This window comes from Streptomyces sp. NBC_00435, from assembly GCF_036014235.1.
Classification (GTDB): domain Bacteria; phylum Actinomycetota; class Actinomycetes; order Streptomycetales; family Streptomycetaceae; genus Streptomyces.
This window is the reverse complement of the sequence record NZ_CP107924.1, coordinates 6,595,442-6,619,527: the sequence shown is the minus strand read 5'-3', so window position 1 is coordinate 6,619,527 and position 24,086 is coordinate 6,595,442. Positions and strand designations below refer to the sequence as shown.

Here is a 24,086-nt window from a genome sequence, read left to right as displayed (position 1 = left end):
CCCCGCCCGCCCGTCGGGGCTACGCCACCCAGTACGGCCGTTCCACCCCGGCGGGCAACGGCACGCCGTCGTGGAAGGCCTCCGCCAGTCTCCGTACCCCCTCGTCCAGCCGGTCCGCCGTCAGCGTGTACGGGATCCGCAGCCGGTGCTCGAAGGTGCCCGGGTCCACCCCGAACCGCGCACCCCGCCCGATGTGCACCCCGGCCGCCGCCGCCCGCTCCGACAGCGCCGAGCTGACGGGCTCCCCCAGGTCCACCCAGAGCGACAGCCCGCCCGGCGGCAGCCGCCACGACCACTCCGGCGTGTGCCGCTCCAGTGAGGCGACCAGTGCCGCCCGCTGCCCGCGCAGCTGTTCCAGCCGTGCGGGCAGCGACCGCTCCAGGCCTTCCAGCAGCGGGAGGGCCACCAGCTGGTCCAGTACCGACCCGGTCATGTCGGCCGCCACCCGTACGGCTGTCAGCTCCGTGATCATCTTGGCGGTGGCCCGGATCCACCCGACGCGCAGTCCGCCCCAGTGCGTCTTGCTCAGCGAACCGATGGTCACCACGTGGTCGGCCCCGCCCCTCGGGGCGAGCGAGGCCGTCGGGGCGGGCGCCGGCACGTCGAGCGCGATGTCCGCGATGGTCTCGTCGACCACCAGCCAGGTCCCGGTCCGCCGCGTGGCCGCCAGCAGCCGCAGCCGCTGCTCCTGCGGCATCAGCGCGCCCGTCGGATTGTGGAAGTCGGGGATCACGTACGCCAGCCTCGGCACGGTCTGGCGCAGCGTGGACTCGGCGATCTCCAGGTCCCAGCCCGCGTCGGAGACGGCGATCGACCCGGTGCGCAGCCGCGCGTGCCGCAGGGCGTCGAGCGCGTTGGCGTAGGTCGGGTTCTCGGTCATCACCCGGTCCCCGGGCCGGCAGAGCAGGCTCACCACCAGCGCGAACGCCTGCTGCGCGCCCGCCGTGACGAGGATTTGTTCCGGGCGGGTCGCCAGCCCGCGCCGGGTGAACCGTTCCGCGACGGCGGTGCGCAGGTCCGGCAGGCCGAAGGGGTGGTAGCCGGGGGCGCGGGCCAGCTCCGGGACCCTGGGCAGCGCCCGGGCCACCGCGTCGGCGAGGCCTTCGGGGGCGCCCATGGCGGCGATGGCGAGGTCGATGCCGGGGTCGCCGTCGGCGCTGTAGCCCCCGGCCCCGAGGATGGCGTGGGCGCCGACCGGGCGGTGGCCTTCGGGAAGCTCGGTCCAGGTGCCGGAGCCGCGCCGGCTGCGGACGTAGCCGCTCTCGCGCAGCAGGTCGTAGGCGGCGGTGACGGTGGCCCGGCTGGCGCCGACCGCCTCGGCGAGCTCGCGTTCGGCGGGCAGGCGTACGTGCAGGGCGACCCGGCCGTCGAGGATCAGGGTGCGGACGGCGTCGGCGAGGGCCCGGTAGCCGGGCCGGGCCAATACCTCCGCCGGGAGCAGCGCGGCGAGCTGGCGGCTGCCGATCGTTCTGTCCGCCGTCTGGACCACTCGCCCGTTTGCCATGCCAACCTCCCCTGATTGGCTCTGCCGGCCAGGCCAATCCAGGACCAGACTCGCCGTATTGGCCCCCGATTGGCAAGGAGACTCCACGATGTTGACCGACCGTGACGAACGGGCGCTGCTCACCGCCACCGAGAACCGGATCGCCGAGCCCCTGCGCGTGCGGGCCGCGCTGGCCGCCGTGGGACGCCTCCTGCGGCGCGAGCGAGAATCGGTGTCATGTCACCCCACAGCAGCGCACACGAGCAGCCCCAGCACCGCCAGCAGCACCAGTCCGCGGCGGCGGACGGCTCCGCTCCCCCGGTGATCGCGGGGCTGCTCCTTGCGGCCGGCGGGGGCCGCCGACTGGGCGGGCGCCCGAAGGCCCTGCTGACGTACCGGGGCCGCCCGCTGGTGGAGAACGCCGTACGGGTCCTGCGCGAGGCGGGCTGCGGCCCGCTGCACGTGGTGCTCGGCGCGTCCGCCGCCGAGGTGCGCGAGCGCGCCGACCTGAGCGGCTGCGTGGTCACCGACAACCCGGACTGGGCGGAGGGCATGGGGTCCTCCCTGCGGATCGGCCTCGCCTCGCTGGCCGGTACGGGCGCCGGTGCGGCGCTGGTCTCCCTGGTGGACCAGCCGGGCATCGGAGCGGAGGCGGTGGCGCGGGTCCGGGAGGCCTACCGCTCCCCGGCGAGCCTGGTGGCGGCGGCCTACGACGGGGAGCGCGGGCACCCCGTGCTGTTCGGGGCGGACCGCTGGCCGGACATCGTGGCGACGGCCACGGGCGACAAGGGCGCGCGGGTCCACCTCGCGGCGCACGCGGCGGAGCTCACACTGGTGGAGTGCGGGGACATCGCCGAGGCCTTCGACATCGACACCCCGCCCGACCTGGCACGACTCGCCTGAGCGCGCTGTGACCACGATGGCACTGAGGGCCACAGGGAAGTGGAATCTGTCGACTCAGAGAATCTCGACATCAACAAACCATTGAACTTCCACCATGAGGAAATTACTATCCACTGGTCAGAAGCGCCCTGAACCCCCAGACGGCGCCCGCGACCGTATCCCGGAACTCTCCACACCCGACGGCACTGCGTGCCGTCCAGCGCGAGCATTCCCCGCGGCCGCCAGGCACCGCCGCTGAAGGAGTGACAGATATGTCCGCACCAGCGCCGTCATCGCTGGCCATCGTCGACGCCGAGCCCCTGCCCCGGCAGGACGAGGTCCTCACCGACGCGGCTCTCGCCTTCGTGGCCGAGCTCCACCGGCGGTTCGCCCCGCGCCGCGCCGAGCTCCTCGCCCGCCGGGCCGTGCGCCGCGCCGAGATCGCCCGCACTTCCACGCTCGACTTCCTCCCGGACACCGCACAGGTCCGCGAGGGCGACTGGAAGGTGGCGCCGGCCCCGGCCGCGCTGAACGACCGCCGTGTGGAGATCACCGGTCCGACGGACCGCAAGATGACCATCAACGCCCTGAACTCGGGCGCCCGGGTCTGGCTCGCCGACTTCGAGGACGCCTCGGCTCCCACCTGGGAGAACGTCGTCCTCGGCCAGCTCAACCTGATCGACGCCTACGAGCGCCGCATCGACTTCACCGACGCCCGCACGGGCAAGGCGTACGCCCTGCGGCCCGCCGAGGAGCTCGCCACCGTCGTGATGCGCCCGCGCGGCTGGCACCTGGAGGAGCGCCACCTGCAGTTCGAGGGCGGCCCCGCCTCCGGCTCGCTCGTGGACTTCGGCCTGTACTTCTTCCACAACGCCAAGCGCCTCATCGCGCTCGGCAAGGGCCCGTACTTCTACCTGCCGAAGACCGAGTCGCACCTCGAGGCGCGTCTCTGGAACGAGATCTTCGTCTTCGCCCAGGACTACGTCGGCATCCCGCAGGGCACGGTCCGCGCGACCGTCCTGATCGAGACCATCACGGCCGCGTACGAGATGGACGAGATCCTCTTCGAGCTGCGCGACCACGCGGCGGGCCTGAACGCCGGCCGCTGGGACTACCTCTTCTCCATCGTCAAGAACTTCCGTGACGGCGGCGAGAAGTTCGTCCTGCCGGACCGCAACGCGGTGACGATGACCGCCCCGTTCATGCGCGCCTACACCGAGCTGCTGGTCAAGACCTGCCACAAGCGCGGCGCGCACGCCATCGGCGGTATGGCGGCCTTCATCCCGTCCCGCAAGGACGCCGAGATCAACAAGGTCGCCTTCGAGAAGGTCAAGGCCGACAAGGACCGCGAGGCCGGCGACGGCTTCGACGGCTCCTGGGTCGCCCACCCCGACCTGGTCCCGATCGCGATGGCCTCCTTCGACGCGGTCCTCGGCGAGAAGCCGAACCAGAAGGACCGGCTGCGCGAGGACGTCCACGTCGCCCCGGGCGAGCTCATCGCGATCGACTCCCTGGACGCGAAGCCCACCTACGACGGCCTGCGCAACGCCGTCCAGGTCGGCATCCGCTACATCGAGGCCTGGCTGCGCGGCCTCGGCGCCGTCGGCATCTTCGGCCTGATGGAGGACGCGGCCACCGCCGAGATCTCCCGCTCGCAGATCTGGCAGTGGATCAACGCCGGCGTGGTCTTCGAGAACGGCAAGCTCGCCACCGCCGACCTCGCCCGCGAGGTCGCGGCCGCCGAACTCGCCGCGATCCGCACCGAGGTCGGCGAGGAGGCCTTCACCTCCGGCAAGTGGCAGCAGGCACACGACCTCCTCCTCCAGGTCGCCCTGGACGCGGACTACGCGGACTTCCTGACCCTCCCCGCGTACGACCAGCTCATCGGCTGACACCCCGCTTTCGGCTGAATCGCACAGCGGCCGAACACCACGACAGCGCCCCCGAAGCCTTCCGGCTCCGGGGGCGCTGTCGTGTGCCCGGAGCCGGAAGGCCCCGGTCCGGGCCGAACGACCGATCGGTTGTTACTTGTTCGTAACTTGCCTGTACCTAGCGGTAACAACACGCGGGGTGGCACCTTTCCGATTGCCACCGGCCGGAGGTAACCCCCACTTACCCAGCCATGTACCGGAGTTGTTCCTGGCTCCCGCATGGCCGACCGCAGGAGTTCCGCAGTGATCGGATTCCGCACCGCAAGCAAGGACCGGGCCCGTCGGATGCGACGACTGGCCGGGGTCGGGATGGCGTTCCCGCTCGCCGCCGGGGCGCTCGTGGCCGCAGGAGCGGGGACCGCCGTGGCCGGGCCGGGGTACGGGCCGGGTAGCGGGCCCACCGCCGTGGTGTCCCTCGGCGACAGCTACATCTCCGGTGAGGCCGGGCGCTGGAAGGGCAACAGCCTCACCAACAGCGGCAACCGGACCGGCACCGACCGGGCCTGGGTGAGCGGCAGCAGCTACGACCCCGGAAAGGTCTACGGGGCCACCGCCGGCGGCTGTCACCGCTCGGACTCCGCCGAGGTGAAGAGCGCCGGGGCGATCGCCGACGTGGCGATCAACCTGGCCTGCTCCGGGGCGACCTCCCAGAACGTGTTCCGCGCCTCCAACGGCGGCGTCGCCTTCAAGGGCGAGGCCCCGCAGGCGGATCAGCTCGCCGCCGTGGCCGCGAGCAACAACGTCAAGGTCATCGCGCTGTCCATCGGCGGGAACGACCTCGGCTTCGCCGACATCATCAAGGAGTGCGCGTACGACTTCGTGCTCTGGAACTCCTACTGCTACGACGACCAGCAGGCCGGGGTCGACCAGAAGATCGACGGCGTGATGGCCGGCGTCGGCAAGTCGGTCGACGAGGTACGGGCCGTCATGCGCGGCGCCGGTTACGCCGACTCCTCGTACCGGATCGTGCTGCAGTCCTACCCGTCGCCGATCCCGCGCGGCGCGGAGAACCGGTACACCCAGAGCGACTGGAGCCGGCTCAACACCGGCGGCTGCCCGTTCTGGAACAAGGACTCGGACTGGGCGCGCGACTCCCTCGTGCCGCAGCTCGCGGCCCGCATCAAGGGGGTCGCCGCCGCCAAGGGCGTGCAGTTCCTGGACCTGCGGGACATGCTGCAGGGCCGTGAGGTGTGCGCGAAGGCGAGCAAGCTCGTGACCAGCTCGGCGCCGGCCTCGGCGAAGACCAGCGAGTGGGCGCGCTGGATCGACAGCAGCGAGACCCAGGGGCTCGTCCAGGAGTCCATGCACCCGAACTACTTCGGGCAGCTCGCGGTCGGGCGCTGCCTGGCGCTGGCCGTGGCGCAGCCGGCGAGCAGCGGGTTCGGCTGCAAGAACACCGCCGGGGCCGACCAGAGCGGGATGTACCTGACCCCGGTGTCCTAGTGCGGTGAGCGCCGGGGCGGGTGCCCGGACACGTCACCGTGTCCGGGCACCCGCGATCGGGGTACCGCCGGAAGGTCCTCCCGGCTATCCCGTGTTGCCTCCGCGGTTCTGCCAGGCGCGGACGGCTCCCCCGTCGTAGATGACGACGTAGTCGGCCTTGCCGTCGCCGTCGACGTCGCGGAAGGTGGTCTTGTCGCCCGGGTAGCCGGTTTCGCCGACGAAGTAGAGCTCCTTGATGAAGCTGCCCGCGCCTCCGCCCCCGTTGTTGATGTAGGCGTGGACCGCTCCGGTACTGCCGACCATCAGGTAGTCGTCCTTGTGGTCGCCGTTGACATCGGCGAGCCGCAGCTTGTCGCGGGAGCCGCCCTGGACGCCGCCGGCCCAGTTCAGCCACTCCTTCCAGTGGATGGTGCCGTCGCTGTCGGCAGTGTTGATGTAGGCATCGACCGCCCCGGACTCCGCGACGCGCAGGAAGTCGGCGCGTCGGTCTCCGTTGACGTCGGCGAAGCGGATCTGCTCGCGGGTGGCGCCGCGGACCCCTGGGGCGATGACACCCAGGTTGCGCCCGAAGTACGGGATCTGGTCGTCGTCACCCTGCCGGCCGTCGTTGAGCCAGGCCGTCACCGAGCCCTCCTCGCTGACGTACAGGTACTCGTCGCGGCCGTCGCCCGTGACGTCGGCGAACCGTACGCCGGCGCCGAAGCCGGACGTACCCATCGGCGGGAAGAGACCGCGCCCGGGGGTGGGGTCGGCCCAGTGCGGGTGCAGGAGGTCCGCCCCGGGGGTGTTCAGGGCGGCGCACACCGAACCGTCGTCGCCGATCTTGACGTAGTCGGCGCGGCCGTCGCCGTTGAGCTCGACCAGGTCCGTACGGCCGGTGCACCGGTTCATGCCGGGGGCGATGACACCGATGGCCTCCCAGCCGGGCCCGGCCCTGCCGGTGTCCTCGTCACCCGAGCCGCAGCCCTTGCCGGTCCCGCCGTGGGGGTCCGCCAGCCAGCCGTCGGCCGCCGCCTGGGCGATGCCGTCCAGGAACACGTCGGCCATCTTGCGGTACCCGGCGTCGTTGGGGTGTGCGGGCTGGGCGAGGTCGGCGGTGGTCACCGTGCTCATGTCGAGCAGCGCCACGTGCTTGCCGCGGTCGCGGAAGCCGCTGACCACGGACGGCAGCTGGGCGTTGTAGGCATCGATCAGCGGTTGCAGACCGGGCTTGGTGGCCGGGACGAGATCCGCCACGAGCACGGTCGCCTCGGGAGCGTCGTCGAGCACCTGGCCGATCAGGCTGCCGAGTCTCGCCGGTGCCGCCGCGACGTCGTGGTTCTGGTTGAGGTCGTTGGTACCCGCGTGCAGGGTGACCACGCTGGGCCGCTGGGAGGGCACGGAACAGTCCGCGGCCCTTGCGATCTGGTCGATGCGCCAGCCGGGATGGCCCTCGTTGTCGCCGTCCGGCATCGTGCCCGTGCGCACCGATCCGACGAAGTCCACCGACTTCGCCGCCCGCTTCAGGTCCTCGTACAGCGGCGCCCGGTAGCCGGCGCTGGTGGAGCTGCCGATACCTGAGGTGATGGAGTCGCCCAGCGGCATGACCGTGACGGCCCGCTTGCTCAGCTCGGCCAGGCCGCGGGGTGCGTTCGAGGAGCCCGCCCCGGTCCCGCAGATGGCGTCGTACGGTTCGGACCACTCGCGGTGGAGCACCCTGGAGGTGTCCATGATCTCGATGCGGTACGGCCTGACGTCACCGCTGCGGAACCAGCCGAGCAACTCGTCCTGACCCGACTGGTACTTGGCCGGATCCGCCGGCCACGTTCTGGTCGGTTCCATGGAGAACATGAATCCGACGGCATCCCGATCCACTGCCCGGTCGCTCCGGCTTCCGGTCCACGGTCGGCTGTAGACCCACCAGTTGTCGTGCCAGTAGCTCCCGGTGAACCTGTTCCCGTGCTCCCACTGGATCCCCACGGTGTCGTAGAGGTAGCAGGCGATCCTGGCCTTGTTCTTGAGGTGCACCTCCTTCGTGCAGGTCCCGCCCCAGAACCAGGCGTTCCAGATGAGCTTCTCGGCGAGGGGATGCTCGGCATCGATCTCCCAGATGCAGTGGACGTTTCCACTGGCCTTCAGGTTGGGGAGCTCCTTCTCCTCCCAGGTGTTGCCGTCACGGACGCAGCTGCCCTTCACCACCCAGGCCTGGTAGCTGGTCTTCTTGGCGTACTCCCGCGAGGCGAACCGCCAGATGTCCTTGGCCGGATCGGGGGCGTCGAAGGACGGCATCCTGACGCCCGCCTCCCGAAGCCGCATCTCCAGGGTCTTGCCGCCGCGCTCCCCCGCGAGCCGCTCGGCCAAGCCCTTGACGCTGTCCTCCTCACCCGCGCACTTCCCGGTCCTGCCGGTCCAGAAGTAGTTGGTGCTCGGGCCGCTGTCCAGGGCCCGGCTCACCTCCTCCTGGGTCGGGATGTCCGCGGCTGCGGCCCGCGGTGCCAGCGCCAGCAGCGAGGCCAGCATCGCCAGCACGAGCAAGGGGACGGGTAATCTCCGCGCGGTCCCCGCCGGGGCGGTGAGGCCGCGACGGCGTCTGCGCGAGCCTGTCAGAACGGGCATGGGTGGTGATCCTCCCTGGGTTCGAAGTGGCGGTCCGTCAACCGGCCGCCGGAGGACGCTCGTTGGGCGCCGTCTTCTCCACCCTTCTCGACGCGGCACTGACCCGCGGGTTGCCTTCGGGCACCGTGAGCAGCGTCACCGCAGGATCACCCGGTGCGGCGGACCCGGCCGAAATCGGGGTGAGCGCGTGCGGTGCCGACTGGCATGCTCCGCGTATGACAGCCAGCACCGCACGTCCCGCCCGGGCCGACCGGCCCAGCCTCTACATCTCCGTCGACATCGAGGCCGACGGCCCCATCCCCGGCCCCTACTCGATGATCAGCTTCGGGGCCGCCGTGGCCGGCCGGCAGGACGGCGCTTCGTATACGGCGGTCGATCCGGAACGGAACACCTTCTACCGCGAGTTGCGTCCGATCAGTGAGGCGTACGTACCCGGGGCGCTCGCCGTGAGCGGGCTGGACCGGGACCGGCTGGTCCGCGAGGGCGCCGAACCGGCCACCGCCATGGCGGAGTTCCGGGCCTGGGTGCGGGAGGTCTCCGCCGGGGCGCAGCCGGTGATGTGCGCGTACCCGGCCTCCTTCGACTGGACCTTCCTGTACTGGTACTTGATGAGCTTCGGCGGCGACAGCCCCTTCGGGCACTCGGGCTGCCTGGACATGAAGACCCTCTACGCGGCCAAGGCCCGCGTACCGCTCCGGGCCGCCGTCAAGGGACGGATGCCGCGCGAGCTGCTCTCCCGCCGCCCGCACACGCACCACGCGCTGGACGATGCGGTCGAACAGGCGGAACTGATGAGCAACCTGATGGCGTGGCGGCCGGGCCCGCCGCCCCGGTGACCGGGCCGCCGCCTCAGCCCGGCGGCTCCGGCAGTTCCGGCAGTTCCGGCAGTTCCGGCGGCTCCAGCGGCTCCGGCAGCAGCTCGCGCAGCGGCGTACGGGCTCCGCGGGCGTAGGCCGCGCGGAAGGCCTGCGGGGTGAGGCGGGCGCGGACCACGCGCTGGGCGCGGGGCTCCGCGGCGGCGCGCGGGCGGGTGCGCGAGACCGCGCCCAGGAGACGGGCGGCTTCGGCGCAGCGGCCCTGGTCCGCCTCCAGCTCGGCCAGGAGTTCCACCGAGAAGGCCTGCCCGAGCTGGTCGCCCAGCGCGAACTGGGTCCGCAGCGCGCGCAGCAGTTCGGCCCGGGCCAGTGCCGGACGGCCCTCGCGGCGCTGGACCAGGGCGTGGGCATAGCTCACCCAGGAGCGGGCCCAAAGGTCCGCGGGGGCGTCCGGCGGGCCGTCCTCGACCGGGACCGCCGCCGGGTCCGTGTGGGCGACGGCCAGGGTGTGCGCGGCCCGCAGGGCCTCGCGGCCGGGCCCGAACCCGGGGTCGGCCGGCAGGAGTTCCAGCCCGTCCCGGTACTCCGCCGCGGCGTCCTCGTAGCGGTTCTCCCACAGCGCGATCGTGCCCCGTACGTGCGCGAGGTAGGCCAGGCAGCCGTCCTCCCCCTCGTACACGGCCTCGGTCCATGCCTCCACCAGCAGCGGCTCGATGCCGTCCGCCTCGCCGAATCCCGCCACCAGCCACGCCGCGAGCCACAGCGCCCGGGCGGGCCGGGGTGCCGGGTGCAGGGCCAGGGCCCGTTCCAGGTGCCGGCGGCCCTCCGCCACCATCCCGCACGCGGACCACAGGAACCACAGGGACACCGCGATCTCCAGGGCCTCGCCCGGGCCGCCGGCGGAGAGCGGGTTCATCGCCGCGCGCAGCTCCGGGAGTTCCCGTACGGCGAGGGCGCGCGCCTCCTGCTGCGCGCCGGAGCGCCACAGCTGCGCCGCCCGCTCGGCCAGCACCCGACAGCGCTCCCGGTGGCGCCGTGCCGTCGTCGGGCCGTCCCCGGCGGGGCCGTGCGCGAGCCGCCGGGCCGCGTACGCCCGTACGGAAAGCGGCAGCCGGTAGCGGCCGGGCCCGGCGTCCGCGAGCAGGCCGGGGGCGAGGCGCAGCAGTGCCTCGACGGCGGTGTCCGGGGTGAGCGCGCCGAAGCCGCACACATCGGCGACGGCCGCCCGGTCGAAGGAACCCGCGAAGACGGAGAGCCGCTCCCAGAGCAGCCGCTCGGCGGGCGAGGCCAGCCGCAGGGAGCGCTCGGCGTCGACCCGGGTGCCGCGCCCGGCGCCGCCGGCCAGGAAGGTCAGCGGGTCGGAGCCCAGTCTGCGGAGCGCCTGCGCGGGCGCGTACTGGTGGGCGCGCCCCGCGGCGAGCTCCAGTGCGCCGGGGATCCCGTCGAGGGCCCGGCACAGCGCGGCCACGGCTCCCGCGTTGCGTTCGGTCAACTCGAAGAAGGGATCGGCGCCGCGCGCCCGTTCCTCGAAGAGCCGTACGGCCGCGTACCCCGCGACATCGGCCACCGGGAAGCTCCGCGCGAGGTCCGCCGCCCCCTCGCCCGGGGCCCCCGGCGCGACCGTGGGAACCGACGGCAGCGACTGCGCGGAGGGAGCGGAGGGCACCGAGAGCGGCGGAACCGCGAGTACCGCCTCCCCGGCGAGCCCCAGCCGCCGTTGCGAAGTGGCCAGGATCCGCAGCCCTGGAAGGCGCAGCAGCAGCTCCGCCGCGAGTCCCGGGCCGGTCTCCCCCAGTTGTTCGCAGCCGTCGAGCACGAGCAGGGTCTCGCCGCGCCCCGCGAGCCGGTCGATGAGCGGGTCCCCCAGATCCGCCCAGTGGCGCTCCGGCAGCGTCGCCAGGTCCGTCCAGACGGTGTCGAGGCCGTTCGTGTCCGTCAGCGCGCGTACGGTGCGCACGGCGAGCCGGGTCTTGCCGATGCCCGCCGGTCCGGTCAGCGTGACCAGCCGCTCCGTGGCCAGCAGTGAGGCGAGGGCGGTGAGCTCCCGCTCCCGCCCGATGAAGCTCGACAACTCTGCGGGTACCGCCTGCCGCATGCCCGAGCCGGCTTCCCCCACGCGTCCTCCCGCCATGTCCGACATGTGCGAACCACCACGGTCAACAGTTGAACGCACAAAGAGAGATGATCTGCTCATCATCCCGTTGTCCTGCCACCGACCGGGAGAACCACCAGGGGGAGGGTATGGATTCGGCCATTTCCGCCATCGACGACACGGACCGGGCACTTGTCCACGCACTCCAGCTCGCACCCCGTGCGAGTTGGGAACTGCTGGGACCGGTGCTCGGCGCGCGCCCGGACACCCTGGCGCGCCGCTGGGAGCGGCTCACCGGGGCCGGCGAGGCGTGGCTGACCGGGCTCGGCCTGCGCAGCGGCACCAGGACTCCCTGCATGGCGTGGGTGGAGATCATGTGCACCGCGGGCACCTCGGCCCCGGTCGGGGACGCGCTCGTGGCCGATCCGCACGCCCTGGGAGTCGAGCACACCACCGGGGGCCGCGACCTGCTGGCCTTCGTGGCGGTCCCGGACCTGCCCACGCTGTACCGGTACCTGTCCTCCCGGGTGCAGCGGATCCCCGGCGTGGTCGGCACCCGCACCTCGATGGTGACGGCGGTGCACTACGCCCCCGACCGCTGGCGCCTGGACCAACTGACCCCGGGCCAGATCGACCTGCTGACCGGGCGGAGCCGGCGCCGGGCGCCCTCGGCCGCCCCGGCGCGGCCGGTGGTCACCGCACTGCAGGAGGAGGACCGGCCGCTGGTGCTGGCCCTGGCCCGGGACGCACGGCGCAGCGTGGCCTCGCTGGCACGGGAGTTCGCGATGAGCGAGTCGACCGTGCGGCGCCGGCTGGTGCGCCTGGAGGCCGGGCAGAGCCTGCGCTACAGTTGCGCGCTGGCGTCGGGGCTGTCGGGCTGGCCCGTGTCGGCCACGCTGTGGGCGGAGGCCTCCGAGTACGAGCTCGCCGACTGCGCCGCCGCGGCCGCGGGACTGCGCGAGACCCGGACCTGCATGTCCGTCAGCGGGCCCTGGAACTTCATGATCAGCGCCCGGCTGCGCACCGTGGAGGACCTCTCCCGCTACACCGCGGACCTCACCCGGCGGCTGCCGGGCCTGCGCATCAGGGATTCGGCGGTGGCCCTGCAGGTGCGCAAGTCCGAGGCCCAGGAGCTCGACCGGCACGGGCAGCGCGTCCGCACGGTCGCCCCGGACATCTGGTCCGACCCGGTCCCGCAGGATGTCGGCACCGCCGGCGCTTGAGGCGCGAGGTCCGGGCGGAGCCCCAGGAGCCCCGGGCGCGGGAGCAGGAACGGCGGTGCGGACGCCAACCCCGCAGTGGGTGACGTACGCACCGCCGCGACCCGCGCTCCGGCCGGGAACAGCCCGGTCAGTGCACCGGCACCGGATCCGGGGCGGCCGAGGCCGCGCCCTTCTTGGCGCCGAGGTGGTTGAAGGCCAGGTTCAGCGTGATGGCGACGACGCAGCCGGTGCTGATGCCGGAGTCGAGGACGACCAGCAGGTCCTTCGGGAAGGCGTGGTAGAAGCCCGGGGCGGCGATCGGGATCAGGCCGATGCCGAGCGCCGCGGCGACGATCAGGGCGTTCTCGCCCTTCTCCATGGCCGCGCCGGCCAGGGTCTGGATGCCGCTGGCGGCGACCGAGCCGAAGAGGACGACGCCCGCACCGCCGAGGACCGGCAGCGGTACGACTCCGATGACGGAGGCGGCCATCGGACACAGACCCAGCAGGATCAGGATGCCACCGCCGGCCGCGACGACGAACCGGCTGCGCACCTTGGTCATGGCCACCAGGCCGATGTTCTGCGCGAAGGCGCTGCACATGAACCCGTTGAACAGCGGGCTGACCGCGCTGCCGAGGGCGTCGGCGCGCAGGCCGCCCTCGATGGTCTTCGCGTCCGCCGGGCGGCCGACGATCTTGCCCAGCGCCAGGATGTCGGCGGTGGACTCGGTCATGCACACCAGCATCACGATGCACATGGAGATGATCGCGGCGACCTGGAACTGCGGGGCCCCGAAGTGGAAGGGCGTCGGGAAGCCCACGACGTCGGCGTTCCGGACGGCATCGAAGTTGGTCATGCCCAGCGGCAGCGCTATGAGCGTGCCGGCGACCAGGCCGAGGAGGATGGAGATCTGCTGGAGGAAGCCGCGCAGGAACTTGCGCATCACCAGGACGATCGCGAGGGTGACGGCGGCCATGGCGATGTTCTTCACCGAGCCGTAGTCGGTGGCGGTGCGGTTGCCGCCCTGAGACCAGTTGAAGGCCACCGGGAGCAGCGAGACGCCGATCAGGGTGATGACCGTACCCGTGACGACCGGCGGGAAGAACCGCACGAGCCGGCCGAAGTAGGGGGCGGCGAAGAAACCGAGGATTCCGGCGACGACGATCGCGCCGAAGATGACGGGGATGGCGTTGTCGCCCTCCCCCTTGCCGATGGCGATCATCGGGGTGACACCGGCGAACGAGACGCCGTTGACGAAGGGGAGTTTGGCGCCGATCTTCCAGAACCCGAGGGTCTGGAGGAGGGTGGCGAGTCCTGCGGTGAAGAGCGAGGCGCCCATCAGAAAGGCTGTCTCGGTGGCGGAGAGACCGACGGCCGGGCCGACGATCATGGGTGGGGCGACGACGCCCGCGTACATGGCGGCCACGTGCTGGAGGCCGCTCGTGAACATTTTCAGCGGAGGCAAGGTCTCGTCGACCGGGTGCTTCCCCTCCGGTACTACGACTGCATCTTTGCGAAACCTGGGCGCAGCGGCCACGGCTTCCTCCGGTCGGTTATACACGTCGGCAGGGACGTGGGTGTCATGGAGGTGGTGCGAAAGCGGTGCTAGTCGAGCCTTTATGGAGTTGTGGGTCCTGCGAGTACGTGTCCCAAGGGGTGCGGAAACGATTCGCCCGAGGCGTTTCCACGCGATGACGGCGCGAGCCGCCGGTACGAAATGAGCTGGAGGTGCCGTGGCCGTGGCGCGGTACACGAGCTGCGGAGCAAGTGGCACGAGTCACCGGCCCCGGGGCGCCTTCGGAAGATCCTCAGGCGCTACCCGGGAACGGCTGCCGTGGACCCCGCTCGGGTCCACGGCCGCCGGCCGGGGGCCGTCCCCCCCGGCCGGACTCCGTGGGATCAGGCCTGCGCGGAGATCCGCGCGAGGCGCTGGGCCTCTTCCCGGGTGGACACGGCGATCGCGTCCTCGTCGGCGAAGAGAAGACGGTTGTTCTCCACGATCTGCTTGCCGTTGACCAGCGAGAGGGTCACCGGGGCGGCCGCACCGAAGACCAGCGCGGTGACCGGGTCGGCGATCGAGGAGTGCAGGAGCGTGCTCAGGTTCCACATCACCAGGTCGGCGCACTTGCCGACCTCGAGCGAACCGATGTTGTCGGCGCGGCCGAGGACCTGGGCGCCGCCGTAGGTACCGAGGCGCAGGGCCTGGCGCGCGTTGAGGGCGCGCTCACGGTGGACCGGGTTCAGGCGGTTGATGAGGAGCGCGTTGCGCAGCTCGGTGTGCAGCTCACCGGACTCGTTGGAGGCGGTGCCGTCCACGCCGAGGCCGACCGGGACACCGGCGGCGAGCATGTCCGGGACGCGGGCGATGCCGGCGGCCAGACGGGCGTTGGAGGACGGGCAGTGCGCGACACCGGTCTTGGTGCGGGCGAACGCGGCGATGTCGGAGTCGTTCATGTGGACGCTGTGCGCCATCCACACGTCCTCGCCGAGCCAGCCGGTCGACTCGAAGTAGTCGGTCGGGCCCATGCCGAACAGTTCCTTGCAGAACTGCTCTTCCTCGACGGTCTCCGAGCCGTGCGTGTGCATGCGCACACCCAGGCGGCGGGCCATCTCGGCACCCTGCTTCAGCAGCTCGGTGGAGACCGAGAAGGGGGAGCAGGGGGCGACGGCGACCTGGGTCATCGCGTCGAAGGAGGCGTCGTGGTACTTCTTCACGGTCGCCTCGGTGTCGGCGAGCGCACCCTCGAGGGTCTCGACGGCGTGGTCCGGCGGCAGGCCGCCGTCCTTCTCGCTGCGGTCCATGGAACCGCGGGCGAGGGTGAAGCGGACGCCCATCTCGGACGCGGCGCGGATGATCGAGCCGGAGAGGTCGCCGGAGCCCTTGGGGAACACGTAGTGGTGGTCCATGGCGGTGGTGACGCCGCCCTTGGCCATCGCGGCGAGGGAGCCCTGCGCGGCCGTGTACGTCATCTGCTCGTCGATGCGCGCCCAGGTCGGGTACAGCGCGACGAGCCAGTTGAAGAGGTTGTGGTCGGTGGCCAGACCACGGGTGATCCACTGGTAGAAGTGGTGGTGGGTGTTGACCAGACCCGGGGTGACGAGGTGACCCGTGCCGTCGATGCGGCGGACCACATTGTCGAGGTTCTCGGGGGCCCTGCCCGCGCCGATGGCCTCGATCTTGTTGCCTGCGACGACCACGTAGCCCGAGGCGTACTCAGTGTCGTTCGCATCAACGGTTGCAATCGCACAGTTCTCGATGACGATGCGCTCTACGGCGCTGTCATTGGCTGCCGATGCTGCCATGGGACTTCCTCGTGCTTTCAGTGGCGGTGCGGGCACGGCAAAACCCAGGGGATTTGAGTGCCGGAGCCGGGGGCCTTGACAGCTGACAGTACTGCCGCCCCGTGTGGTGCGTCCGGGTGCCGATTCAGGAAGTTGAGAGTGCTGACTGGTGTCGCACCGCCCCGGGGCCACTGCGGAGCCCCGGGACGCGCGTGCCACATCAGAGGTTGGTCATGTCCACGGGGATACGGGCGTCTACGCCGTCGCGGAGGACCGTCGCCTCGATCAGACCGTACGGGCGGTCCGCGGCGAAGTAGACCTCGTTGTCGTTCTTGAGACCGAAGGGCTCGAGGTCGACGAGGAAGTGGTGCTTGTTCGGGAGCGAGAAGCGGACCTCGTCGATCTCCGAACGGTGGTTGATGATGCGCGAACCCATCTGGTACAGGGTCTGCTGCAGCGAGAGGGAGTAGGTCTCCGCGAAGGCCTGCAGCATGTGCTTGCGGGTCTCGGCGTAGGACTTCTCCCAGTTGGGCATCCGCTGCTCGTCGTCCGACCAGGCGAAGCGCCAGCGAGCCGAAACCTGGGTCGCCAGGATGCGGTCGTAGGCCTCCTTCAGGGTCGTGTACTTGTCCTTCACGTAACCCCAGAACTCGGAGTTCGTGGAGTTCATGACGACGAGGTCCTTGAGGCCGGAGATGACCTCCCAGTTCTTGCCGTCGTACGTGATCTGGGTGACCCGGGTCTCGCCGCCGTTGCGGACGAAGGAGTGGTTCACCTCGTCGGAGCCGATGAACTTGGAGTTGGCGTCCGAGGTGGCGATCCGGGACCAGGAGTACTCCTCGATCCGGATCCGCGCCTTCTGGATCGGCTCCTGGCTGTTGACGAACCAGCGCGCCAGGTGGATGCCGAACTGCTCGGCGGACTCGATGCCGTACTCCTTGGCGAACGCGTACACCGTGTTCTTGGTGGTGTCCGTCGGCAGGACGTTGGCGTTCGAGCCGGAGTAGTGGACGTCGTCCATGTCACCCGAGAGGGCGACCGAGACGTTCAGGTCCTTGATGTGATGGGTGTCGCCATCCCGCGTGATCTTGACTACGCGGTTCTCTGCTTTGCCGTACTGGTTCTGGCCGAGAATCGTGGGCATGTCTGCTAGCTCCCTCGGTAAACGGAGTAGCCGAACGGGTTGAGCAGCAGCGGTACGTGATAGTGCTCGCCCGGGTTCACCGCAAAGGTGATGGTGACCTCCGGGAAGAACGCACCGCTGTCCCTTACGCGGGGGGCGTCCTGCTGCGCCTCGGCTTGCTTCTTGGAGAAGTACGTCTCGGTCTGAAAGTCGAGACGTACGTGGGTGGTGCCCTCCGGCAGAGCCGGCAGGTCCTTGCAGCGCCCGTCCGCATCGGTGGCGGAGCCGCCCAGGGCCGCCCACTCGCCGTCGAGACCCGTACGGGCCGACAGGGAGATCGCGACGCTTTCGGCGGGCTTCCCGATGCTGGTGTCCAGGATGTGCGTGGACACCGACGCGGTGGTCTCAGTGCTCATGCTCGGTCTTACTCCCCTTCTACGGATTCCACGAGACGGGTCAGGCGAATCCGGTTGATCTTGACGAGCTCGCCACGAGCGATTTCCCGCTCCTGTTCCGGCGAGTTCTCGATCCGGACCTTGACCGCGTCCCGCATGAACGCACCGGTCGCACCGGTGGCGCAGATGAGGAAGACGTGGCCGAACTTGTCCTGGTAGGCCAGGTTCAGTTCGAGGAGCTCGTTCTTGAGCTCCTCCGAGGCACCGGCCATGCCACGCTGCTCGCGGGCGGAGGTCGGGTCTCCCGGCTTCGGCCGGCCGATCGGCGCGTGGCCACCCATCGCTTCGGCCAGGTCCTCGGCGGTGAGCTCGGCCATGGCGGCCTCGTTCGCGGAGAACAGGGTTTCGGCGCTGGTGAACGGGCGCTGGGCGAGCAGCTTGCTGCCCCATGCCGAACTGGCGCACACCTCGTGCAGCTCGGCCGTGGCCGCGCTGTCGTCCAAGGCGTTGAACCGGGTGAGACCCGGGGTCGGACTCGAAGTCACGGTAGGCCTCCGTGGCCTGTTGTTGCTTTGACGGGCTGCGCATAGCTAACGCCCTCGACAACACCGCGTCAACACTTTGTTGAAACTTCCCGTACACAAAAGCCGCCGCCCGGGTGAATTGGGCGGCGGCTCGTCACCGTGAGTCAGGGACGTCTCACTCCTGGTTGGCCTTGGGCGGCCCTTTGGGAGCATTTGAGTCCCGGTTCAAGTAGTTGTAGACCGTGAAGCGGCTTACACCCAGAGCTCCCGCCACCGTCTCCACGCCATGCCGAACGGAAAAGGCGCCGCGCGCCTCGAGTATCCGTACGACGTCCTGCTTGGACTTCCGGTCGAGCTCGGCCAACGGTACGCCGTGCCGGCGCTCCAGCGCCGCCAGGATGTGATCCAGCGAGTCCGAGAGCTGCGGGAGCCGCACGGCCAGCAGCTCCTGACCCTCCCAGGCCAGCACGACGTCGTCGGGCTGGGCCAGGGCCGGATCCATCAGCTCGCCGCCCATCGCGTCCACCAGCGGCTTGACCGCGGCGACGAAGGGGTGGTCGCGGGGCTCGGTCATGGGGTGTCCTCCCCGATCACGTTGACCTGGAGCGAGACGCGCGTGGCTCCGGCTCCCAGGGCGTCGCGCAGCAGCGAGGTGACCGCGGTCAGCACTTCCTCGGATTCGCCTTCGGCGGTGTTGCCGAAGGGTCCGACATCCACCGCGTCCAGCTGGGCCCGCTGGATGACCTCGCGAGCGGCCACGGCATGGGCAGGCGCCTCTTCAAGATCGAAGGGCTCGGTCGTGAACTCCACTCTCAATCGCACGTCGCTCAAGCTACCCGGCAGTCCGGACTTTTCGGCAGTCGGTACTTGACAAGTGAGACACCCGGCTTGCAGTCTTCCATCAGGCAGAAACTAACTTCCGCAATACGGAAGGAGCGCACACCCCTCATGGGATACACGGACCAGCGCTTCGATGTAAATCTTTCGATCCTCTTCACGGAACTCCCGCTCCTGGAGCGTCCCGCGGCTGCCGCCGCAGCGGGCTTCACGGCGGTCGAGCTGTGGTGGCCCTGGATCGAGACCCCCACCCCCGCTCAGGAGGAGCTCGACGCCCTCAAGAACGCTCTTGAGGACGCCGGCACCCAGCTGGTGGGCCTGAACTTCTACGCCGGCCAGCTGCCGGGGCCCGACCGCGGTGCGGTTTCGGTTCCCGGTGCGGAGTCGGAGCGCTTCAACGCCAACATCAACGTGGCCGCGGACTTCGCGGCCTCGGTCGGCTGCAAGGCGCTGAACGCCCTCTACGGCAACCGCGTCGAAGGCGTGGACCCGGCCGTTCAGGACGAGCTCGCCCTGAAGAACCTGGTCGTGGCGGCCCAGGCCGCGGACCGCGTCGGCGCGATCCTCCTGATCGAGACCCTCAACAAGCCCGAGTCGCCGCTCTACCCCCTGGTGAGCGCCCCGGCCGGCATCGAGGTAGTGGACAAGGTGAACGAGGCCACCGGCCTCGGGAACGCCAAGTTCCTGCTCGACCTGTACCACCTGGCGATGAACGATGAGGACCTCTCCGAGGTCATCGAAAAGTATGCCGCCAAGACCGGACACGTCCAGATCGCGGACAAGCCCGGACGAGGTGCCCCCGGCACCGGCGAGCTGCCCCTCGAAGAGCTGCTCGACCAGCTCCAGAAGGCCGGCTACCAGGGCTTTGTCGGTCTCGAGTACAAGGCCGCCGACGCCGCCGCCTCCTTCGCATGGCTGCCGGCCGAGGCCCGCGCCGCGAAGTAGACGGAAAAGTCCGGGCGAACAGCCAGGCACCTGACGAACTTTTCGTACGAAGCATTAAGAGAAGGACCCTCACCATGAGCAACCTCCCCAAGATCGCGTGGATCGGTCTCGGCATCATGGGCTCCCCCATGGCCGAGAACCTCCTGAAGGCCGGCTACTCGGTCACCGGCTTCACGCTGGAGCAGGACAAGCTGGACCGCCTCGCGGCGGCCGGTGGCTCCGCCGCCGGTTCGATCGCCGACGCCGTCGCGGACGCCGACGTCATCATCACGATGGTGCCCGCCTCCCCGCAGGTCGAGGCCATCGCCTACGGTGAGAACGGCATCCTCGAGAACGCCAAGTCCGGCGCGCTGATCGTCGACATGTCCTCGATCACCCCGCAGACCTCGGTCGACCTGGCGAAGAACGCCGCCGCCAAGGGCATCCGCGTCATCGACGCCCCGGTGTCCGGTGGCGAGGCCGGTGCCATCGAGGCCGTCCTGTCGATCATGGTGGGTGGCGAGCAGGCCGACTTCGACGAGGCCCTGCCGGTCCTCGAGGCCCTCGGCAAGACCATCGTCCTGTGCGGCCCGCACGGCTCCGGTCAGACGGTGAAGGCCGCCAACCAGCTCATCGTCGCGGTGAACATCCAGGCGTGCGCCGAGGCCGTCGTCTTCCTCGAGAAGTCGGGCGTCAACCTCACCGCGGCCCTGGACGTCCTCAACGGTGGTCTGGCCGGTTCCACGGTCCTGACCCGCAAGAAGGACAACTTCCTGAACCGCGACTTCAAGCCCGGTTTCCGGATCGACCTGCACCACAAGGACATGGGCATCGTCACCGACGCCGCCCGCAACGTCGGTGCGGCCCTCCCGGTCGGCGCGGTCGTCGCCCAGCTGGTCGCCTCGCTGCGCGCCCAGGGTGACGGCGGCCTGGACCACTCCGCGCTCCTGCGCGCGGTCGAGCGCCTCTCCGGCGCCCAGATCTGAGCGGGCGGCCCGCCCGCGGGCCGCCCGCTCCACCCTCCCCTCCGGGGGACCTGAGTTTCCGGATGGTGCCGGTGCTGACACCTGTCCTGTCGCGCCCAAGCGCCGGCACCGTCCGGATCACCTCTCCTTCATCTTTCTTTTCAACAAACTGTTGACGTCGAGTTCATGCCGAAATTAGGCTGTTCCGCATGACGGAAGACGGATTCCGTCAGCAGTTCCCCGTACGGAAGGTCACCATGTCGAAGCGCACGCTGACGACCGAGTCTGGCGCCCCGGTCGCCGACAACCAGAACTCCGCTACCGCCGGCGTCGGTGGCCCCATCCTGGTCCAGGACCAGCAGCTCCTCGAGAAGCTCGCCCGCTTCAACCGTGAGCGCATCCCGGAGCGTGTGGTGCACGCCCGCGGCTCCGCCGCGTACGGCCACTTCGAGGTGACCGACGACGTCACCGCGTACACGAGCGCGGCGTTCCTGAACACGGTCGGCAAGAAGACCGAGACCTTCCTGCGGTTCTCCACCGTGGCCGACTCGCTGGGTGGCTCGGACGCGGTCCGCGACCCGCGCGGCTTCGCGCTGAAGTTCTACACCGAAGAGGGCAACTACGACCTCGTCGGAAACAACACCCCGGTGTTCTTCATCAAGGACCCGATCAAGTTCCCCGACTTCATCCACTCCCAGAAGCGCGACCCCTTCACGGGCAAGCAGGAGCCGGACAACGTCTGGGACTTCTGGGCGCACGCCCCCGAGGCGACGCACCAGATCACCTGGCTGATGGGTGACCGCGGTATCCCGGCGTCGTACCGTCACATGAACGGCTACGGCTCCCACACGTACCAGTGGACCAACGCGCAGGGCGAGGCCTTCTTCGTCAAGTACCACTTCAAGACGAACCAGGGCATCCGCTGCCTGTCCGGTGACCAGGCCGCCGAGCTCGTCGGCAAGGACGGCAACTCGCACCAGACCGACCTGCTCCAGGCCATCGAGCGCGGGGTGAACCCGAGCTGGACCCTCTACGTCCAGATCATGCCCGCCGCCGAGGCCGCGGACTACCGGTTCAACCCGTTCGACATCACCAAGGTGTGGCCGCACACGGACTACCCGCTGCAGCGCGTCGGCCGCCTGGTCCTCGACCGGAACCCCGACAACGTCTTCGCCGAGGTCGAGCAGTCCGCGTTCTCCCCGAACAACTTCGTCCCGGGCATCACCGCCTCGCCGGACAAGATGCTCCAGGGCCGCCTGTTCGCGTACGCCGACGCCCAGCGCTACCGCCTCGGTGTGAACCACACCGTGCTGCCGGTCAACGCCCCGAAGGCGACGAAGGCCGACAACTACGGCCGCGACGGCGTCATGGCGCTGCGCAACGGCTCGCGCCACGACAAGAACTACGAGCCCAACTCGTACCAGGGTCCGGCCGAGACCGGTCTGGCGCTGGGCGCCCCGAAGGCCGTCTCCGGCTACACGGGCACCCACGAGGCCCCGGCCCACACCAAGGACGACGACTTCTTCCAGGCCGGTGAGCTCTACCGCCTGATGTCGGAGGCCGAGAAGCAGCGTCTGGTGGCGAACATCGCCGGCGGCCTGTCCCAGGTCACCATCGAGGACGTCGTCGAGAAGAACCTGGCTCACTTCCACGCCGCGGACGCCGACTACGGCAAGCGCGTCGAGGAGGCCGTTCGCGCCCTGCGCGACGCCTGAGCCCCAAAGCTGCGCCGGGAGCCTGACGGGAGGTCAGGTTCCGGGTGCTGAGCCCACACCGCGGACCCGGATGAGGGGTGGTACGCGGTGAGGGCAGGACGAGGACCGTGGCGAGCGTGCGAGCCAGTGCGGTGGTAATGGGTTCCGAGGCCCGTCTCTTGACCTGAGGGAGACGAAGCCGGAGTTCTCGTCGCCGTTCGCCACGGTCCCAGCCAACCTCTCCTCTATATACAGAGGAGCACCTCCCCCACCTTCTCCGCCCGGCGGTGCGAACGTCCTGTCGCGCCAGCCTCGTACCGTCGGGCGGTAACAAGCAGCACACACTCGAAGAGCCGAGTCACGGACGGTCCCGTGACTCGGCTCTTTGTCTTGCCGCCGGCCCCTCGGCGCCGGCGGTCAGGGCCAGGCGGTCAGGGAGCGAGGACGAGGTGGTGCCGGTCGAGGATGTCGTACACGTCGACCCAGCCCACGGCCCTGTTGCAGAGCGTCTTGCCTTCCGCGTGGTTGCAGCCGAACCCGACGGAGACCATCCCGTTCAGCTGCCTCGAGTCCTGGTCGTTGATCGTGATCACGGGGCCGCCACTGTCGCCCGTCTGCGCGAGCCATCCGCCGTAGTGCGGGACGCCGATGCTGCCGAAGGTGGTGACGCCGTCGAGGACCCAGCTCGCGTCGCCCGCCTGCTCGGTACGGATGTTGCAGAAGACCTTGGTGTTGTAGCCGAGCTGGCAGACGAAGTCGCCCACCGCGACGTTGCGCACGCCGTTGAGATACCGGGTGTACCCCTGGGCGTCCAGGCCGTCCCAGGTGGAGCGTCCCGTCCCCGCGTCAATGAACGCCGCGTCGAGCTCGGCATCCTCGCTCCGGTCGCGGCCGATGTAGGTGCCGGCGCCCGTGGTGACGGCTTCGCCGACGCTGTAGCAGTGGGAAGACGTGATGAGCCACTGCCGGTTGTCCAGGGTGCTTTGCGTGGGGATGCCGCTGGTGCAGTTCGCGAACCCGCTGATGGCCGTGGGCCCGAGCGCCGCCCCGGCCTTGAAGGGCCAGCTGTCGTCCCACCGGCTGCTCAGCGGCACGCTGGCGGGCCAGGGGCGGACGCGGACGGGCGTCGAGCCGGCGTCGGCGAGCCGCCGCGCGACGGCGGGCTGGGCGAGGTAGCGCCGTGCGGCCTCCGGGTCGTCCACGCCGAGGTCGATGGCGCTGCCGTCGACCGTGCTGCTCGCCGTCGCGATCGTGAAGGGCAGATCACGGCGGCCGACGACGGCCTTGATGTCCTTCCTGAGTTGCTGCCGGGACTTCGCGCTGCGACGGACGTTCAGCAGCTTCGTGTCGGCCTCGGGATCGGCCTTGTGCACCGCGTCGAGGAAGGCCGCGCGCCGGTCCGGATCGGTGAGGTAGAGGTTGACGGAGCGGTAGTCCGCAGCCATCTCGACCTGGGTGTACACGTCCGCCTGGGCACCCCGCCCCACCCGGGCCGCCGCGTCGGCCACCACCCGCAGCGGCTCCAGTACCTCGCCCTGGCGCACCGGGCCCATCGCGGCCACCACGTCGGCGGACAGCGGTCCGGGCGCCCTCGCCTCCGCGGACGCTGCCGCGAGCGGCAGGACGGCCAGCGCCGCGATGAGGGCGAGCGGGCGCCACACAGCCTTCTTCATCGGTCTCCCTTGGTTACCGTACGGATGCGACGATTACGGTGCGTGACGCTAGGGAGCGGCGGGAGGCGCGGGCAAGGGGACGCGGCGGGCAACGGACGCCCGAGCAGGTCTCCGGGCGGCGCACGGAAGTACCTTCGGGGCGCGGGAGGGGCGCACGGGCGCCCGTGCCGACTGGCGGCACGGCTCCGGGACCTGGGACCCGTAGGGAACGCGGAACGGCCCCCGA

General features: G+C 70.5%; 19 protein-coding genes. 8 read left to right on the top strand and 11 right to left on the bottom strand.

The features are described 5' to 3' along the window. Window positions 1–19: 19 nt before the first annotated feature. The gene (gene yczR / locus OG389_RS29910) at window positions 20–1,504 is read right to left on the bottom strand and encodes a MocR-like transcription factor YczR (RefSeq protein WP_328301562.1); all 1,485 of its coding nucleotides are present in this window, start codon (window positions 1,502–1,504) and stop codon (window positions 20–22) included. A 312-nt stretch (window positions 1,505–1,816) separates the two neighbouring features. Between yczR and OG389_RS29905 the strand changes: the two genes are divergently transcribed. The 3 genes from OG389_RS29905 (at window position 1,817) to OG389_RS29895 (ending at window position 5,739) form a co-directional block, all read left to right on the top strand. Then, window positions 1,817–2,386 carry a nucleotidyltransferase family protein gene (locus OG389_RS29905; protein WP_328304199.1) on the top strand — a complete coding sequence of 190 codons (570 nt, stop codon included), beginning with the start codon at window positions 1,817–1,819 and terminating at the stop codon, window positions 2,384–2,386. Window positions 2,387–2,637: 251 nt separating this feature from the next. Beyond that, complete coding sequence (aceB, locus tag OG389_RS29900) at window positions 2,638–4,257, top strand: malate synthase A (RefSeq protein WP_328301561.1); 1,620 nt, start codon at window positions 2,638–2,640, stop codon at window positions 4,255–4,257. Window positions 4,258–4,605: 348 nt separating this feature from the next. Then, a complete protein-coding gene (locus tag OG389_RS29895) occupies window positions 4,606–5,739 on the top strand; it encodes a GDSL-type esterase/lipase family protein (protein WP_443059472.1) in 1,134 nt (377 codons plus the stop codon). A gap of 84 nt (window positions 5,740–5,823) precedes the next feature. On the opposite strand, the gene OG389_RS29890 is transcribed toward OG389_RS29895, so the two are convergent. Next, window positions 5,824–8,247, bottom strand: a complete 2,424-nt coding sequence (locus tag OG389_RS29890) for a GDSL-type esterase/lipase family protein (RefSeq protein ID WP_328304197.1) — start codon at window positions 8,245–8,247, stop codon at window positions 5,824–5,826. A 302-nt stretch (window positions 8,248–8,549) separates the two neighbouring features. Here OG389_RS29890 and OG389_RS29885 point away from each other — a divergent pair, with 302 nt between their 5' ends. After that, window positions 8,550–9,170 (top strand): 3'-5' exonuclease, encoded by a 621-nt coding sequence (locus tag OG389_RS29885; protein WP_328301559.1) that lies wholly within the window; start codon window positions 8,550–8,552, stop codon window positions 9,168–9,170. A gap of 13 nt (window positions 9,171–9,183) precedes the next feature. On the opposite strand, the gene OG389_RS29880 is transcribed toward OG389_RS29885, so the two are convergent. After that, a complete protein-coding gene (locus tag OG389_RS29880; RefSeq protein WP_328301558.1) occupies window positions 9,184–11,265 on the bottom strand; it encodes an ATP-binding protein in 2,082 nt (693 codons plus the stop codon). 125 nt (window positions 11,266–11,390) lie between these two features. Between OG389_RS29880 and OG389_RS29875 the strand changes: the two genes are divergently transcribed. Beyond that, on the top strand, window positions 11,391–12,464 hold the full coding sequence (locus tag OG389_RS29875) for an Lrp/AsnC family transcriptional regulator (RefSeq protein WP_328301557.1): 1,074 nt from the start codon (window positions 11,391–11,393) through the stop codon (window positions 12,462–12,464). Window positions 12,465–12,591: 127 nt separating this feature from the next. Here the strand turns inward: OG389_RS29875 and OG389_RS29870 are convergent, their stop codons facing one another. The 7 genes from OG389_RS29870 to OG389_RS29840 all read right to left on the bottom strand — a co-directional run bounded on the left by OG389_RS29870 (window position 12,592) and on the right by OG389_RS29840 (window position 18,589). Then, window positions 12,592–13,980 carry a nucleobase:cation symporter-2 family protein gene (locus OG389_RS29870; protein ID WP_328301556.1) on the bottom strand — a complete coding sequence of 463 codons (1,389 nt, stop codon included), beginning with the start codon at window positions 13,978–13,980 and terminating at the stop codon, window positions 12,592–12,594. A 362-nt stretch (window positions 13,981–14,342) separates the two neighbouring features. Continuing rightward, window positions 14,343–15,746: an 8-oxoguanine deaminase gene (locus tag OG389_RS29865; RefSeq protein WP_328301555.1), complete on the bottom strand. Its 1,404-nt coding sequence runs from the start codon at window positions 15,744–15,746 to the stop codon at window positions 14,343–14,345. Between the two features lie 199 nt (window positions 15,747–15,945). After that, a complete protein-coding gene (pucL, locus tag OG389_RS29860; RefSeq protein WP_328301554.1) occupies window positions 15,946–16,869 on the bottom strand; it encodes a factor-independent urate hydroxylase in 924 nt (307 codons plus the stop codon). A gap of 5 nt (window positions 16,870–16,874) precedes the next feature. Then, entirely contained in the window at window positions 16,875–17,264 is a 390-nt protein-coding gene (uraH, locus tag OG389_RS29855) for a hydroxyisourate hydrolase (RefSeq protein WP_328301553.1), read from the bottom strand. An 8-nt stretch (window positions 17,265–17,272) separates the two neighbouring features. Continuing rightward, window positions 17,273–17,788: a 2-oxo-4-hydroxy-4-carboxy-5-ureidoimidazoline decarboxylase gene (gene uraD, locus OG389_RS29850; protein ID WP_328301552.1), complete on the bottom strand. Its 516-nt coding sequence runs from the start codon at window positions 17,786–17,788 to the stop codon at window positions 17,273–17,275. A 154-nt stretch (window positions 17,789–17,942) separates the two neighbouring features. After that, window positions 17,943–18,341: a helix-turn-helix domain-containing protein gene (locus tag OG389_RS29845; RefSeq protein WP_328301551.1), complete on the bottom strand. Its 399-nt coding sequence runs from the start codon at window positions 18,339–18,341 to the stop codon at window positions 17,943–17,945. After that, complete coding sequence (locus OG389_RS29840; protein WP_328301550.1) at window positions 18,338–18,589, bottom strand: hypothetical protein; 252 nt, start codon at window positions 18,587–18,589, stop codon at window positions 18,338–18,340. The genes OG389_RS29845 and OG389_RS29840 overlap by 4 nt, the downstream gene beginning before the upstream one ends. A gap of 126 nt (window positions 18,590–18,715) precedes the next feature. Between OG389_RS29840 and OG389_RS29835 the strand changes: the two genes are divergently transcribed. The 3 genes from OG389_RS29835 to OG389_RS29825 all read left to right on the top strand — a co-directional run bounded on the left by OG389_RS29835 (window position 18,716) and on the right by OG389_RS29825 (window position 22,208). Continuing rightward, entirely contained in the window at window positions 18,716–19,549 is an 834-nt protein-coding gene (locus tag OG389_RS29835; protein WP_328301549.1) for a TIM barrel protein, read from the top strand. A 74-nt stretch (window positions 19,550–19,623) separates the two neighbouring features. Next, complete coding sequence (locus OG389_RS29830; protein ID WP_328301548.1) at window positions 19,624–20,514, top strand: 2-hydroxy-3-oxopropionate reductase; 891 nt, start codon at window positions 19,624–19,626, stop codon at window positions 20,512–20,514. A gap of 236 nt (window positions 20,515–20,750) precedes the next feature. After that, a complete protein-coding gene (locus OG389_RS29825) occupies window positions 20,751–22,208 on the top strand; it encodes a catalase (protein WP_328304195.1) in 1,458 nt (485 codons plus the stop codon). Window positions 22,209–22,618: 410 nt separating this feature from the next. On the opposite strand, the gene OG389_RS29820 is transcribed toward OG389_RS29825, so the two are convergent. Further along, entirely contained in the window at window positions 22,619–23,860 is a 1,242-nt protein-coding gene (locus tag OG389_RS29820) for a hypothetical protein (RefSeq protein ID WP_328301547.1), read from the bottom strand. Window positions 23,861–24,086: the final 226 nt, after the last annotated feature.

Bases quoted from the DNA above. Each gene is read 5' to 3' on its own strand.
- yczR (WP_328301562.1), bottom strand. From the start codon at position 1,504: ATGGCAAACGGGCGAGTGGTCCAGACGGCGGACAGAACGATCGGCAGC.
- aceB (WP_328301561.1), top strand. From the start codon at position 2,638: ATGTCCGCACCAGCGCCGTCATCGCTGGCCATCGTCGACGCCGAGCCC.
- OG389_RS29895 (WP_443059472.1), top strand. From the start codon at position 4,606: ATGGCGTTCCCGCTCGCCGCCGGGGCGCTCGTGGCCGCAGGAGCGGGG.
- OG389_RS29885 (WP_328301559.1), top strand. From the start codon at position 8,550: ATGACAGCCAGCACCGCACGTCCCGCCCGGGCCGACCGGCCCAGCCTC.
- OG389_RS29875 (WP_328301557.1), top strand. From the start codon at position 11,391: ATGGATTCGGCCATTTCCGCCATCGACGACACGGACCGGGCACTTGTC.
- OG389_RS29865 (WP_328301555.1), bottom strand. From the start codon at position 15,746: ATGGCAGCATCGGCAGCCAATGACAGCGCCGTAGAGCGCATCGTCATC.
- pucL (WP_328301554.1), bottom strand. From the start codon at position 16,869: ATGCCCACGATTCTCGGCCAGAACCAGTACGGCAAAGCAGAGAACCGC.
- uraH (WP_328301553.1), bottom strand. From the start codon at position 17,264: ATGAGCACTGAGACCACCGCGTCGGTGTCCACGCACATCCTGGACACC.
- OG389_RS29845 (WP_328301551.1), bottom strand. From the start codon at position 18,341: ATGACCGAGCCCCGCGACCACCCCTTCGTCGCCGCGGTCAAGCCGCTG.
- OG389_RS29835 (WP_328301549.1), top strand. From the start codon at position 18,716: ATGGGATACACGGACCAGCGCTTCGATGTAAATCTTTCGATCCTCTTC.
- OG389_RS29830 (WP_328301548.1), top strand. From the start codon at position 19,624: ATGAGCAACCTCCCCAAGATCGCGTGGATCGGTCTCGGCATCATGGGC.
- OG389_RS29825 (WP_328304195.1), top strand. From the start codon at position 20,751: ATGTCGAAGCGCACGCTGACGACCGAGTCTGGCGCCCCGGTCGCCGAC.
- OG389_RS29820 (WP_328301547.1), bottom strand. From the start codon at position 23,860: ATGAAGAAGGCTGTGTGGCGCCCGCTCGCCCTCATCGCGGCGCTGGCC.